At 76.5% G+C, this 14,373-nt stretch carries 10 protein-coding genes; 8 read left to right on the top strand and 2 right to left on the bottom strand.

Annotation, left to right across the window (positions count from 1 at the left end; all coding sequences use genetic code 11):
* Positions 1-84: 84 nt before the first annotated feature.
* The 8 genes from ACGF5C_RS14960 to ACGF5C_RS14925 all read left to right on the top strand — a co-directional run bounded on the left by ACGF5C_RS14960 (position 85) and on the right by ACGF5C_RS14925 (position 10,312).
* Positions 85-924, top strand: a complete 840-nt coding sequence (locus tag ACGF5C_RS14960) for a hypothetical protein (protein WP_393301576.1) — start codon at positions 85-87, stop codon at positions 922-924.
* A complete protein-coding gene (locus ACGF5C_RS14955) occupies positions 921-2,630 on the top strand; it encodes a DNA polymerase Y family protein (RefSeq protein WP_393301573.1) in 1,710 nt (569 codons plus the stop codon). The genes ACGF5C_RS14960 and ACGF5C_RS14955 overlap by 4 nt, the downstream gene beginning before the upstream one ends.
* Positions 2,631-2,699: 69 nt before the next feature.
* Positions 2,700-6,089, top strand: coding sequence for an error-prone DNA polymerase (locus ACGF5C_RS14950; protein WP_393301570.1), 3,390 nt, complete (start codon positions 2,700-2,702; stop codon positions 6,087-6,089).
* 97 nt (positions 6,090-6,186) lie between these two features.
* Positions 6,187-6,363: a hypothetical protein gene (locus ACGF5C_RS14945; RefSeq protein ID WP_393301567.1), complete on the top strand. Its 177-nt coding sequence runs from the start codon at positions 6,187-6,189 to the stop codon at positions 6,361-6,363.
* Between the two features lie 89 nt (positions 6,364-6,452).
* Positions 6,453-7,217, top strand: coding sequence for a methyltransferase domain-containing protein (locus tag ACGF5C_RS14940; protein WP_350685810.1), 765 nt, complete (start codon positions 6,453-6,455; stop codon positions 7,215-7,217).
* On the top strand, positions 7,169-8,365 hold the full coding sequence (locus tag ACGF5C_RS14935) for an alkaline phosphatase family protein (protein ID WP_393301686.1): 1,197 nt from the start codon (positions 7,169-7,171) through the stop codon (positions 8,363-8,365). The genes ACGF5C_RS14940 and ACGF5C_RS14935 overlap by 49 nt, the downstream gene beginning before the upstream one ends.
* A gap of 176 nt (positions 8,366-8,541) precedes the next feature.
* Positions 8,542-9,801, top strand: a complete 1,260-nt coding sequence (locus ACGF5C_RS14930) for a DNA polymerase IV (protein ID WP_393301563.1) — start codon at positions 8,542-8,544, stop codon at positions 9,799-9,801.
* Positions 9,802-9,916: 115 nt separating this feature from the next.
* Positions 9,917-10,312, top strand: coding sequence for a DUF3040 domain-containing protein (locus ACGF5C_RS14925; RefSeq protein WP_350685819.1), 396 nt, complete (start codon positions 9,917-9,919; stop codon positions 10,310-10,312).
* 277 nt (positions 10,313-10,589) lie between these two features.
* Here the strand turns inward: ACGF5C_RS14925 and ACGF5C_RS14920 are convergent, their stop codons facing one another.
* Together ACGF5C_RS14920 and ACGF5C_RS14915 are read right to left on the bottom strand one after the other, a co-directional pair.
* Entirely contained in the window at positions 10,590-13,058 is a 2,469-nt protein-coding gene (locus ACGF5C_RS14920; protein WP_393301560.1) for a transglutaminaseTgpA domain-containing protein, read from the bottom strand.
* Positions 13,059-13,074: 16 nt separating this feature from the next.
* Complete coding sequence (locus ACGF5C_RS14915) at positions 13,075-14,373, bottom strand: DUF58 domain-containing protein (RefSeq protein WP_393301557.1); 1,299 nt, start codon at positions 14,371-14,373, stop codon at positions 13,075-13,077.

The raw sequence follows: 14,373 nt of genomic DNA, 5'->3' as shown, positions 1-14,373 counted from the left end.
CGACCGGGCCGCCCGGCGGGGGGAGCCGGGCGGCCCGGTCGCCACGCGCACATCCGATCGACAGCACGACGGGGGGTAGGTCCGATGGCGGGCCGGATGGTGGTCGGTTCCACCGCACTGGCCGCCCTGGTGCGTCCGGCGAGCGCGCCTGATCCGGCGGGCGGTCACCGGGTGCTGCCGGTGGCCCCGGAGCTGACCGGGCTGCTGCCCAACCGGGGGCTGCGGCGCGGCAGCACGATCGCGGTCGCCACCGGTCAACCCCGGCGCAGCGGTGGCACCTCCCTGCTCCTGGCGCTGCTCGCCGAGGCGTCCCGGGCCGGTTCGTGGTGCGCCGTGGTGGGGGTGCCGACGTTCGGGGCGGGCGCGGCCGCCGAGCTCGGCATCGCCCTGGACCGGCTCGCCCTGGTGCCCCACCCGGGCCCGGAGTGGGCCACCGTCATCGCCGCGCTGATCGACGGGGTGGACGTCGTGGTCACCGCCGTGCCGGCGACGGTCTCCGCCTCGGTCGCCAACCGGCTGGCCGCCCGGGCCCGGCAACGGGGCAGCGTCCTCGTCCCGTACGGGCGGTGGGACGGCGCGGACGTGACCCTCCAGGTGGTCCGGGGAGCCTGGGAGGGGCTCGGGACGGGCCGGGGCCGGCTGCGCCGCCGCGAGGTCACCGTCTCGGCGCGTGGGCGCGGGGCCGCCGCCCGCCCCAAGGAGATCAAGATGTGGCTGCCCGGGGACGGGCTCACCCGGGTCATTCCCCGCTCCGCCCCCGGCTCTGCCGCCGGGTCCGTCACCGGCCGGTCGGCCGCCGGCCGGCTCCGCCCGGTCACCGCGTCCACCGTGTCCGCCCCGCCGGCCGCCGCGTCCGCCCCGCCGGCCGTCTCGTCCGCCGACACCTCCCGGCGCGGCCCGCTCACCCTGGTCGGTCCGGCATGACCGGTGCGCCGGTACGGACCCTGCTGCTCTGGTGCCCGGACTGGCCGGTGCTCGCCGCCGAGATCGTCGACGGGGTGCCCGCCACCGGCCCGGTCGCCGTGCTGCACGCCAACCGGGTGGTCGCCTGCTCGGAACGGGCGCGCGCCGAGGGGGTGCGCCGGGGGCTGCGCAAACGGGAGGCGCAGGGGCGCTGCCCGCAGCTCACCGTCGTCGAGTACGACCCGGGGCGGGACGCCCGGGCGTTCGAGCCGGTGGTCGCCGCGGTCGAGGAGCTGGTCGCGGGCGTCGAGGTGGTGCGTCCCGGCGCGTGTGCGGTGGCGGCCCGGGGGCCGAGCCGCTACCTGGGGGGAGAGGAGACGGCCGCCGAGCGGATCGTCGAGCACGTCGCCCAGGCGTGCGCGGTGGAGAGCCAGGTCGGCATCGCCGACGGGGTCTTCGCCGCCGGGCTGGCCGCCCGCGCCGGGCAGGTCGTCCCGCCCGGCGCGACACCGCGGTTCCTCGCCGACCTGCCGGTCGAGGCGCTCGGCCGGCCGGCCCTGACCGACCTGCTGCGCCGGCTCGGCGTACGCACTCTGGGCGACTTCGCCGCGCTGCCCGCCGGCGACGTGCTGGCCCGGTTCGGCTTCGACGGCGCGCTCGCCCACCGGCTGGCCGCCGGGCGGGACCACCGTCCGCTCGCCGTCCGGCAGCCCCCGGCCGACCTCGCGGTCACCGCCGACCACGACGAGCCGCTCGACCGGGTCGACACGGCGGCCTTCGCCGCCCGGGCGCTGGCCGAGCGGCTGCACGACCGGCTCGCCGCGCACGGGCTGGCCTGCACCCGACTCGGCATCGAGGCAGTCACCGCGCACGGCCAGGAGCTGCACCGGGTCTGGCGGCACGACGGGCTGCTCAGCTCGGCCGCCATCGCGGACCGGGTGCGTTGGCAGCTCGACGGCTGGCTGTCCGGTGGCGCCGGCCGGGGCGGCGCCCGCCCGGCCCGGCCGACGGCGGGCATCATCCGGCTGCGGTTGGTCCCCGCCGGGGTGATCGCCCAGGCCGGCCTGCAACCCGGCCTGTGGGGGGAGGCCGGCGAGGAGCGGGAGCGGGCGCACCGGGCGTTGAGCAGGGTGCAGGGCATTCTCGGCCCCGAGGCCGTGGTCACCGCGGTGCTCGGCGGCGGCCGTTCGCCCGCCGACCAGGTGCGCCTGGTGCCGTGGGGGGACGAACGCCTGCCGGCCCGCCCCGGCCCACCGCCCCTGCCGGACGGGCCGTCGGACCGGCCGGGTCAGTCGTCGCAGGTCGTGGAACCGCAAACCGCCGACTCCCTGCCGGACCGGCCGTCGCCTCTGTCGGGCCGGTCGCCGCTGTCGGGCCGGCCGTCGGCGCGGTCGGGCGAGCCGCCGTGGCCGGGCCGGCTGCCGCCGCCCGCGCCGGCGGTGGTGCTGCCCGACCCGCTCGCCGCGGCCGTGCACGACGCCGCCGGCGAGCCGGTCGTGGTCAGCGCGCGGCTCCAGGTCAGCACCGCGCCGGCCCGGCTGACCGTGGGCACCGCGCGGCCGGCCGAGATCGTCGGCTGGGCCGGCCCGTGGCCGGTCGACGAGCGCTGGTGGGCGCCGGCCGAGGCCCGCCGCCGGGCCCGGTTCCAGGTCTGCCTGGCCGACGGTACGGCCCTGCTGCTCGCGGTGGAGGCCGGGCACTGGCTGGTGGAGGCGATCTATGACTGAGGGCGCCCGGCCGACTGCGGGCGTCGCCGCCGAGCGGCAGCGGCACGACGTCAACCCGGCGGAGCCCCGATGAGCTTCCACAATCCGAAGCTGCCCTGGTCGGAGCTGGAACGCGTGCTCTCCGGCCGGAAACCCCGTGCCGGGTGGGCCGACGGGCAGGGCGGCCGGTCGCGTGACGAGCGGCACCTGCACGTGGTCGACCCGCTGGCCGTGGACGCCGACGGCGGCGACTCTCCCGCCTGGAGCCGCAAGCGGGAGCACTACCAGCCACCGGAGCTGACCCGCCCCGACGGCGTGGTGCCGTACGCCGAGCTGCACGCCCACACCAACTTCAGCTTCCTCGACGGCGCCAGCCACCCCGAGGAGCTGGCCGAGGAGGCCGCCCGGCTGGGGCTCACCGCGCTCGCCGTCACCGACCACGACGGCTTCTACGGGGTGGTGCGCTTCGCCGAGGCGGCCCGCGCGCTGCACCTGCCGACGATCTTCGGCGCCGAGCTCTCCCTGGACCTGCCCGGCCCGCAGAACGGCGAGCCCGACCCGCTCGGGCGGCACCTGCTGCTCCTGGCCCACGGCCACGAGGGGTACGCCCGGCTCGCCTCGACCATCGCCCGCGCCCAGCTGCGCGGCGGCGAGAAGGGCCGCCCGGTCTACGGCGAGCTGGAGGAGGTCGCCGCGGAGCTGCGCGACCACGTGCTGGTGCTCACCGGCTGCCGCAAGGGGCACGTGCCGGCGGCGCTGCTCACCGAGGGGGTGGACGCGGCGGCCCGCGAGCTGGACCGGCTGACCGCCCTCTTCGGCGCGGAGACGGTGGCGGTGGAGCTGACCGACCACGGGCACCCGGTCGACGCCGACCGCAACGACGCGCTCGCCGAGCTGGCGGCGGCGGCCGGCCTGCCCACGGTGGCCACCAACAACGTGCACTACGCCACCCCGGCCCGGCGCCGGCTGGCCACCACCGTCGCCGCCGTACGGGCCCGGCGCAGCCTGGACGAGATCGACGGGTGGCTGCCCGCGGCCGGCACCGCCCACCTGCGCAGCGGTGCGGAGATGGCGGCCCGGTTCGCCGCGTACCCGGGGTCGGTGGCCCGGGCCGCCGAGTTCGGGGCCGAGCTGGCCTTCGACCTCCAGCTCGTCGCGCCGCGGCTGCCGGCGTACCCGGTGCCGCCGGGGCACACCGAGATGAGCTGGCTGCGCCACCTGACCGAGCGGGGGGCCCGGGAGCGCTACGGCCCCCGGGAGGCGCACCCGAGGGCGTACGCGCAGCTCGACCACGAGCTGAACATGATCGAGGAGCTGGGCTTCCCCGGCTACTTCCTGGTGGTCTACGACATCGTCGCGTTCTGCCGCGAGCAGGACATCTACTGCCAGGGCCGGGGCTCGGCGGCCAACTCGGCGGTCTGCTACGCGCTGCGGATCACCAACGTGGACGCGGTCCGGCACCGGCTGCTCTTCGAGCGCTTCCTCGCCCCCGAGCGCGACGGCCCGCCCGACATCGACGTGGACATCGAGTCCGACCGCCGGGAGGAGGTCATCCAGCACGTCTACGCCCGGTACGGCCGGGAGCACACCGCCCAGGTCGCCAACGTCATCTCCTACCGGCCCCGCTCGGCGGTGCGGGACGTGGCCAAGGCGTTCGGCTTCTCGCCCGGCCAGCAGGACGCCTGGAGCAAGCAGATCGACCGCTGGGGCTCGGTCGCGGCGGTGGACGTCGAGGACATCCCCGAGCAGGTGGTCGCGTACGCGAACGAGCTGCAGACGTTCCCCCGGCATCTGGGCATCCACTCCGGCGGCATGGTGATCTGCGACCGGCCGGTGATCGAGGTCTGTCCGGTGGAGTGGGGGCGGATGCCGGGCCGCAGCGTGCTCCAGTGGGACAAGGACGACTGCGCGGCGGTCGGGCTGGTCAAGTTCGACCTGCTCGGGCTCGGCATGCTCTCCGCGCTGCACTACGGCTACGACATGATCGGGATGAGCCTGGACCTCGGCGGCATGGCGCTGGACGATCCGGAGGTCTACGACATGCTCTGCCGGGCCGACTCGGTCGGGGTGTTCCAGGTGGAGAGCCGCGCCCAGATGGCCACCCTGCCGAGGCTCAAGCCCCGCTGCTTCTACGACCTGGTGGTCGAGGTGGCACTGATCCGGCCCGGCCCGATCCAGGGCGGCTCGGTGCACCCGTACATCCGGCGCAAGAACGGCGAGGAGCCGGTGACCTACCCGCACCCGCTGATGCGCAACGCGCTGGAGAAGACCCTCGGCGTGCCGCTGTTCCAGGAGCAGCTCATGCAGCTCGCCATCGACCTGGCCGGCTTCGACGCCGCGGAGGCCGACCAGTTGCGCCGGGCGATGGGCGCCAAGCGCTCCGCCGAGCGGATGGCCCGCATCGCCGACCGCCTCTACGCGGGCATGGCGGAGCGGGGCATCACCGGCGAGCTGGCCGACGACGTCTACCGCAAGCTCTCCGCGTTCGCCAGCTACGGCTTCCCGGAGAGCCACGCGATGAGCTTCGCCTACCTGGTCTACGCCAGCTCCTGGCTCAAGCGCTACCACCCGGGCCCGTTCCTGGCCGCGCTGCTCAACGCCCAGCCGATGGGCTTCTACTCCCCGCAGACCCTGGTCGACGACGCCCGCCGGCACGGCGTCGAGGTCCGCCGGCCCGACATCAACGCCAGCGGCGCCAAGGCGGTGCTGGAGTCCACCCCGCAGACCCGGTGGGGCAGCGCGCCGGGGGAGCCGCCGCACGCCTGGGGGCTGGGCGGCCCGGCCGTCCGGCTCGGGCTCTCCGCCGTGCGTACCCTCGGCGACGAGGTGGCCGAGCGGATCGATACGGAGCGGACGGCGCACGGGCCGTACCGCGACATGCCGGACCTGGCCCGGCGCGTGGGTCTCACCGCCGCGCAGCTGGAGGCGCTGGCCACCGCGGACGCCTTCGCCTGTTTCGGGCTGTCCCGGCGGCAGGCCCTCTGGGCGGCCGGCGCGGCGGCCCAGGACCGGCCGGGCCGCCTGCCCGGCACGGTGACCGGCGCGGCGGCGCCCACCCTGCCCGGCATGGAGGCGGTGGACCGGCTGGTCGCCGACGTGTGGGCGACCGGGCTGTCGCCGGAGAGCCACCCGGCCCGCTTCATCCGCCCGCAGCTCGACGCCCTCGGCGCGGTGCCGATCGCCCGGCTCGGCCGGGTGGAGCCGGGTCGGCGGATCCGGGTCGGCGGGATCGTCACCCACCGGCAGCGCCCCGCGACCGCCGGCGGGGTCACCTTCCTCAACCTGGAGGACGAGACGGGGATGCTCAATGTCACTTGCTCCCCGGGGCTCTGGCAGCGCTACCGTCGAATCGCTCGCACCAGCGCGGCGCTGGTGGTGCGCGGCCGGTTGCAGCGGCACGAGGGAGTCACCAACCTCACCGCCGACCGGCTGGACGCCATCGAGCCGCCGGTCAGCCCGGCATCGCGAGATTTCCGTTGACGACAGTGATCCACATTACGGTTTTTCGGAGCCGATGGCGGGAGACTCCTGCTCGCGCGGGCAGAGCGGCCCGCGTGGCACGAGGGGGAATGAACCGATGACGGGGAATCACGGATACAGCGGCGGAGTGGCCAACTCCCGGCGGACCCGGCTCAACGCCGGTTGGACCCCGACCCACCACACCGAACCGCGCGAGTACGAGATCACCGAGGGCCCGGTGGCCAACGCCCTGCGGTCGCGGGCCGAGGAGGACGGCGCCACCGGCGAGTCCTGACCGCCTCCCCCGGGCGGCCCCCGTCGCGCGCGGCCAACGGCCGCCGGGACGGCGCCTCCCCCGGGCGGCCCCCGTCGGGGCTGGACCGGGTGACTAGGCTCGACCGGGTGGAGCAGACCCCAGGCCGGCTCGCCGGGCCGCCGCTGACCCCCCGTACCGCCGTGATCTGGTCGGTGCTGCGCACCGAGCTGGAGCGACGCGGCGACACCGCACTGACCGTGCTCGACGTCGGCGGCGGCACCGGCGGCTTCGCCGTACCGCTCGCCCAGGCCGGGCACCGGGTCACCGTGGTCGACGCCAGTCCCGACGCGCTCGCCGCGCTGACCCGCCGGGCCGCCGAGGCCGGCGTCGCCGAGCGGGTCCGTGCCGTGCAGGGCGACGGCGACGCGCTCGCCGGGCTGGTCGAGCCCGGCAGCGCCGACCTGGTGCTCTGCCACGCCGTGCTGGAGGTGGTCGACGACCCGGGGCCGGTCGTGGCCGCGCTGGCCGCCGCGCTGCGCCCGGGTGGCGCCGCGAGCGTGCTGGTCGCCGGCCGGGCCGCCGCGGTGCTCGGCCGGGCGATGAACGGGCACCTGGACGTCGCCGCCGCGCTGGCCGCCGACCCGGCCGGCACCGCGGGCGCCCGGGACACGCTGCGCCGGCGCTACGACGCCGAGACCGCCGCCGCGCTGCTCGGCGCCGCCGGGCTCGTGGTCGAGGAGATCCACGGCGTACGCGTGCTCGCCGACCTCCTCCCGGCGGCCGTCGCGGACGGTCAGCCAGCCGCCCTGGTGGAGCTGGAGCGGGCGCTCGCCGCGCGGGCCCCCTGGCGGGACCTCGCCGCCCAGTTGCACCTGTTCGCCCGTCGCCCGTGACCGACCCGCTGGAGATCGTCGGGCCGCGCTACGGCAGTGGCAGCCTCGCCGACGTGCTGCCCAGCGCGCTCGCCGTGCTCGGCGTGCCCGGCGCCGCCGACCCGCTCGGGCTGGGCGCCGCGCTGGCCGGGGTGCGCCGGGTGGCGGTGCTGCTGGTGGACGGCCTCGGCTGGCACCAGATCCCGACCGCCGCGCCGTACGCGCCGGCCCTGGCCGGGCTCGTCGCGACCGTGGGCCGGCCGCTGACCTCCGGTTTCCCGTCCACCACGCCGACCAGCCTGGTGACGCTGGGCACCGGCGCCGCGCCCGGCGCGCACGGCGTGCTCGGCTTCACCCTGCGGGTGCCGGGCACCGACCGCGTGCTCAACCACATCGAATGGGCGGCCGACCCGGAGCCGCGGCACTGGCAGCCCGTCCCCACCCAGCTCGAACGGGCCCGGGCGGCCGGTGTCGCGGTGACGGTGGTGAGCCGGCCGGAGTTCGGTGGCAGCGGGCTGACGGTGGCCGCCAACCGGGGCGGCGACTACCGCGGCGCGGCCGGCGTCGACGCGCTCGCCGCGCGGATGCTCACCGCCCTGGCCGCCGGGCCGGGGCCCACCCTGGTCTCCGGCTACCACCCGGACCTGGACCGGCACGGCCACCTCACCGGCGTCGACTCGGCGCCCTGGCGGATCGCCGCGGCGGAGGTGGACCGGCTGATCACCCGGCTCGTCGACGGGTTGCCGCCCGACGCCGCGCTGCTCGTCACCGCCGACCACGGCCAGCTCGACGTGCCGGCCGGGCACCGCGTCGACCTGGACACCGACCCCCGGCTGCGCGCCGGGGTGGCGGTGGTCGCCGGCGAGCCCCGGGTCCGCTACCTGCACGTCACGCCCGGCGCCGTGGACGACGTCGTGGCCGCCTGGTCGGCCGTGCTCGGCCCCGCGGCCCGGGTCCGCACCCGCGAGGAGGTGGTGGCCTCCGGCTGGTTCGGTCCGGTGCCGGAGGAGCACCTGCTCCGCATCGGCGACGTGGTGGTCGTCTGCAACGCCACGTACGCGGTGACGGCGTCCCGGTCGGAGCCGCCGATGGTGTCGCGGCTGGTCGCGTACCACGGGGCGGACACCGCGGCCGAGATGACCATCCCGCTGCTGGTCGTACGCGGCTGACGGACGGGCGGCCGGCCGTCCCGCCGGGGCGGCGTCCCGTGGAGCGGATCGCCGGCCCGGCCCGGTCGGGCGCTGCCGCCGTCGACCACCCCTGCCGGGCGAGCCCCTCGACCGCCCGCACGAAACGCCGCCGGCCGTCCGGGCGGCATGTCGGAGGCGCCCGCTAACCTGCGGGGATGGGTCGCAGCCAGTCGTTGCCCCGGGGAGGCGATCCCCGGTTCGGGCCGGACGCCGACGACTCCGGCTGCCCGATCCTGCACGTCGACATGGACGCGTTCTTCGCCTCGGTCGAGGTCCGCCGCCGGCCGGAACTGCGCGACCGGGCCGTCGTGGTCGGCGGGGTCGGCCCGCGCGGGGTGGTCAGCTCCGCCAGCTACGAGGCCCGGCGCTACGGCGTCCGCAGCGCCATGCCCACCGCGCGGGCCCGGGCGCTCTGCCCGCACGCGGTCTACCTCCCGCCGGACTTCGCGCAGTACTCGGCGGCCTCCCGGGCGGTCATGCAGATCTTCCGGGACGTCACCCCGCTGGTGGAGCCGCTCTCGCTCGACGAGGCGTTCCTCGACGTGGCCGGGGCCCGGCGGCTCTTCGGCTCCCCGGCCGCCATCGCCCGGCGGATCCGCGAGCGCGTCGCCGGGGAGCAGGGGCTGACCTGTTCGGTCGGGGTCGCGCCGAGCAAGTTCGTGGCCAAGCTCGGCTCGACCCGCGCCAAGCCCGACGGGCTGCTGGTCGTTCCGGCCGACCGGGTGCTCGACTTCCTGCACCCGCTGCCGGTGTCGGCGCTGTGGGGGGTGGGGGAGCGGTCCACCGAGACGCTGCGTCGGCTCGGCCTGGCCACCATCGGCGACCTCGCCGAGGCGCCGGTCGGCATGCTGCGCAAGGCGCTCGGCGAGGCGTCCGCGACGCACCTGCACGAGTTGGCCTGGGGGCGGGACCCGCGCCGGGTCAGCCCCGAGCAGGTCGAGAAGTCGATCGGCGCGGAGGTGACCTTCGACGCCGACGTGGCCGATCCCCTGGAGATCCGCCGGGCGCTGCTCGCCCTCGCCGAGAAGGTGGGCGCCCGGCTGCGCCGGGCCGGGCAGGTCGGGCGGACGGTGTCGCTGAAGGTGCGGCTGGCCGACTTCCGCACCGTCAACCGGTCGCGCACGTCGGGTGTGCCGACCGACGTCGCCCGGGAGATCTTCGACACGGTCTGGGCGCTCTACGCCGCGCTCGACCCGGGAGAGCGCATCCGCCTGGTCGGCGTCCGGGTCGAGGGCCTCGCCCCGGCGCGGGAGACCCCGCGGCAGCTCGCCCTCGGCGCGCCCGAGCGGGGCTGGCGGGAGGCGGAAGCTGCCGCCGACGCCGCGGCTGCCCGTTTCGGGCGGTCCGTCATAGGTCCGGCTAGTCTGCTCGGGGTCCGGGACGGGCGACGAAATGAAAATCCACCCCGGCCGTAGGTCGTCCCGCTTTCCGACGCGCGAGGGCCCTCGTAGACTTGCGGGTAAGCAGCCGGTTGGCTGCCACGGTCTGTCGGCCCGACCGGGCCGACCCACGTGACCGGGGAGGAGTGCCGTGCCGCTCTCGGAGCACGAGCAGCGGCTGTTCGAGCAGATCGAGCGGTCGCTTGCCGAGGACCCCAAATTCGCCTCGGCCGTGCGCGCCAGCGATCCGCGTTTCCACGCGCGGCGTCGCCTGCTCGTCGCTGCCGGCGTGATCATCGCTGGGCTGGCCCTGTTGGTCTATGGCGCGGTGATCAAGACTCCGCCGCTGGCAGTGGCGGGTTTTGTCGTCATGCTGGCCTCGGCCGCGTTCGCGGTGCAGTCGCATCGTCGGGCGCAGTCACCCGACCTGCACGTCGTGGGAGGCACGACGAGTCGTCGCCGCCCCCGCGGTCGTACGGGTCGGCGGCCCTCGATCCTCGACCGGATGGAGGACCGGTGGCGGCAGCGCCCGGAGGGGCACCGCTGAGCCCGGCCCGCCGCTGAGGCGGGTCGCACCACCGCGACGACGAACCGCGTCGCCGGCACGCCCGGCGACCTGAGGCGTTTCCGTGCGCTTACCGCCGGCTCGCCCCGGGCGGCCTCTGCCGCTCCGCGCGCCTTCAGGAAGCCCCTGTGGCCTTGGCGCCCGCACTCCTCCGGGGCCTGCCCGCTACCCGCCCTCTGTGCGCAGCCTGCGCCGCGACGGGAACGGGCCGGGAGCGGCGACCTCGCCGCTCCCGGCCCGTCCGTGGGGGCCGTGCGGGTCAGCGGGCCATGCGGTCGGCCAGCAGGCGGCGCGGGCTCCAGCGCAGCAGTCGGGAGCGGGCGCGCGCGCCCGCCGCCAGCAGCCGGGACGACGCGTCGGCCGTGGCCAGTCGCCAGCGCAGCAGCACCGAGGGCGGCAGCACCGCCGCCACCAGGCGGGTACGCCGGTCGGCCCGCGCGGCGAGCGCGCCGCGGATGGTGCGCAGGGCCGGCGGGAGGTGCTCGCCGGTGAGCGGGTCGCGCGCGTAGCGGGCGCGCTCCTCGGCGCGGCCGAGCAGCCGTACCGCCGTAATGGCCTCGGCGTCGGCGGCCAGCGCCTCCCGGGACAGCCGGTCGGCCGTGGCCCGCGGCGTCTCCGTCCGGTCCACCCGCACCCGGTAGTCCACCAGCGTGTCGAGCAGCTCGTCCCAGGCGGCGTGCGCGTCCGCCCGGGCCCGCTCGGCGTCCACCAGGACCACCATGCGCTGCCCGTCGGTGGGCGCGTCGCCGGCCTCCCCCGCCCGTACGGCGGTCGGGGCCGGCGTCGCCGGGCCGCTGCGCCGCCTCCGCAGGGCCAGCCGGCGCAGCGCCGGCAGGGCGAGCAGGGCCACCAGGAGGAGCACCGCGCCGGCCGCGTACCAGGGCCAGACGGGGGCCTGCTCGGTCGGGGCCGCCGCGCCGATGGCCAGGCCGGAGTCGGGGTCCTCCTCGGGGCCCTCGGGGCCTGCCGGGCCCGCCGACGGGTCGGTCTCGCCGACGGGGGTCGACGGGCCCGGGGCCGGCGCGTCGTCCTCGGGGGCGTCGATCTCGGGGGCCCAGGCCGACCGGGTCGAGCCCTGCACGCCGTACGCGGGGGTCGCGTCGAACGGCACCCAGCCGATGCCGTTGAAGTAGACCTCCGTCCAGGCGTGCAGGTTCCGGTTGGTCAGCGTGTACGTGCCGCCGCTGGAGTTGCTGCCGTTGGTGAACCCGAACGCCACCCGGGCCGGGATCCCGGCGGCCCTGACCAGCCACGCCATCGCGGCGGCGTACTGCTGGCAGAAGCCGACCTTGTTGTTGAGGAAGTCGACGATCTCCTGGCCGCTGATGCCGCCCTTGGTGCTCAGCGAGTACGTGAAGCCGTTGTCGGCGGAGAAGTAGTCGTAGATCCCGCGGACCTTGTCGTACTCGGTGTCCTTGTTCGCCACCAGTGTGCGGACCAGCTCCTCCACCTCGGGAATCGGCGGTGGCGCCGGGTGGGCGCGCCGCACCGGGTGGTCCGACGGCAGCGGTCGCGCCTGCCGCAGCGCATCGGGGGTGTACGTCGAGCGCACGTAGTCGAACGCGTAGCGCTTGCCGCGGGAGTTGTCGCGGTTGGAGAAGATCACCTGCAGGTTCGGGTCGTACAGCCAGTTGCCGTTCAGGTCCTCGGTGCGCACCGGCTCGGTGTAGACCGGCAGCAGCGGCATGGTGAGGTTCTTCGTGACCTCGACCGTGGCCCGGTACGTCCGCTGCTCGACGCCCTCGCCGGACGGTGCCGGCAGGTTCTCGACGGAGCGGCCCCGGGGGTTGCCCACGTCGAAGCCTCTCGACTTCAGCTCGTCGGCGACGCCGAAGCGCAGGTAGAACGGGCTGGGCTCGTTGGTGGTGACCTTGACCAGGTCGGCCACCTCGGACTGGTTGAGCTGCCCGCTCAGCGCCGCGAACAGGTCGATCCGGCCCGGGGCCCCGCCCTGCCCGGGGCGCCCGCTGCCGTTGCCGGCGCCGGAGCCGGAGGTCAGGGTGTCGAGCAGCCCGCCGGTCATCCCCGGCACGGCCAGCGGCAGCGCCACGGCCAGCGCCACGCCGACCACCGCGAGCCGCCGGCCGGCGGCGGCCAGCGGCGAGGACTCCCAGACGTCGACGTCGCGGCCGTCGCCGGTGAACCGCCGGCCGAACCGGCGGACGCGGTCGACGTTGTCGGTCACCAGCAGCCAGAGGTAGCCGGCGGCGCCGACGACGAACGGCACCGGCGGGACGCTGTCGACGTAGACCGCGACGGGCACGGAGTAGATGGCCAGCATGGGCAGGCCGGCCAGCGCCGGCCGGCGCAGCCCGACGGCGAGCACGTCGACCACCACCGCCACGCCGGCGATCCCCAGCACGGTGATGAACAGCAGCGGGTCGGTGTCGGGCACCTCGACGCCGTAGGAGCGCATGTCCTCCAGAGACCCGCTGAACAGGTCGCCGAAGTGCGCGAAGGTCGCCGGCGTGGGCAGGAAGGCGAGCAACTCGGTGCCGCCGGGGAAGAGCCAGGTCAGGGCCAGCGTCAGGCCGGCCAGCATGCCGAGCACCTGCCCCCAGAGCGGCACCCGTGCCACCCGGGCGAGCGCGGCCGCGGCAGCGACCACGGCCACCGCGATGGCGGCCTGGATCAGCCACGTCCAGCGTTCGAAGATGGCCGAGAGTGGCGCCGCGGCGAGCAGCGTCGCCGCGGCGGCCACGAAGCCCAGGTTCCGGTGGGCGATCATGAGGGGACCCTTCCGTTCATCGCACGCCGCCGGCCACCGTCTCGGCCATCGCCGCCCGCAGGGCGAAGCCCTGCGAACCGCGGGCCGCCTGCGGCCACAACGCCGGCAACCGGGCGCCGTGGTCGACCCCGATCACCCGCCAGCCGCTCCGCAGCAGGGCGAGCGCGGCGGCGCTGTGCGCGTGGTCGGCCTCGGCCCGCGCCTTGGCGGGCAGGTTGAGCCAGGTGGAGCTGTCGAGCAGGAAACCGACGCAGGTCGCGCCGTTGCCCCGCAGCCCGGCCAGCAGCTCGGCCTCGGCCGTGCCCAGCGAGCCGAACAGACCGATGATCAGGCCGCCGTCCGCCCGCTGCCGGACCCGCTGCACCAGCGTGGTGAGCTCGACGTTCTTGTCGAGCCCGACCTCGGCGAGCTGGTCGAGGAGCAGCCCGTCGCCGGCGGCCTCGGAGGCGTCGACGTCGGCCCCCGAGCCGGTGACCAGGCGCAGCTTGTAGCCGGCCTGCCGCAGGTGCACCGCGATGCTCGCGGCGGCGGAGACCGCCCACTCGAAGGACGCCGTCGGACCGTCGCCCCGGTGGCCGTACGCGCGGGTGTCCAGCACGACGGTCGCCCGGCTCTCCCACGGCTGCTCCTCCCGGCGCACCATCAGCTCGCCGGTGCGCGCGGTCGACTTCCAGTGCACCCGGCGCAGGTCGTCGCCCATCCGGTACTCCCGGGTGGCGGCGTCGTCCTCGCCGTGCACGGCGACCGAGCGGGCCCGGCTGTCGCCGCTGCCGGCGTACTCGCCGGGCAGGCGTACCGAGGGCAGCGGGGTGACCTGCGGGATGACGGTCAGGTGGTCCGTGCTCGGAAACGCGCGGCTGAGCTCGCACAGCCCGAACGGGTCGGTCATCCGGACCACCAGCGGGCCCACCTCGTAGCGGCCGCGCACGTCGGCCCGCACCGTGTACGCCACCGAGCTGGCCTGGTGGGCGCCGAGCCGCTCCAGCACCACCCGCGGCCGGCTGCCCAGCGCGTACGGCAGCCGGTCCTCGAGCAGCAGGGTGCCGGTGGGCAGCCGGGACAGGTTCTGCAAGCGCAGCACCACCCGGGAACTCGCCCCGACGGGCGCGCGGTGCGGGTCCAGCGACCGGTTGCAGGCCAGCTTGTAGCGGCTGCGCCCCACGTAGGCGGCGGCGAGCAGCGGCAGGACGGCCAGCAGGACGGCCACCCGGAGCAGATCCTTCTCGCCGAGGATGCCGGCCGAGATCGCGGCCGCGACCGCGGCCGCCAGGAACGATCGGCCGCGGGTCGTCAGCCCTCGCAGCCCGTCTCGCAC

This window comes from Micromonospora sp. NPDC047620, assembly GCF_043205005.1.
GTDB lineage: Bacteria > Actinomycetota > Actinomycetes > Mycobacteriales > Micromonosporaceae > Micromonospora.
The sequence above is the reverse complement of the archived record's forward strand: the minus strand, read 5'-3'. Positions and strand labels throughout refer to the sequence as shown.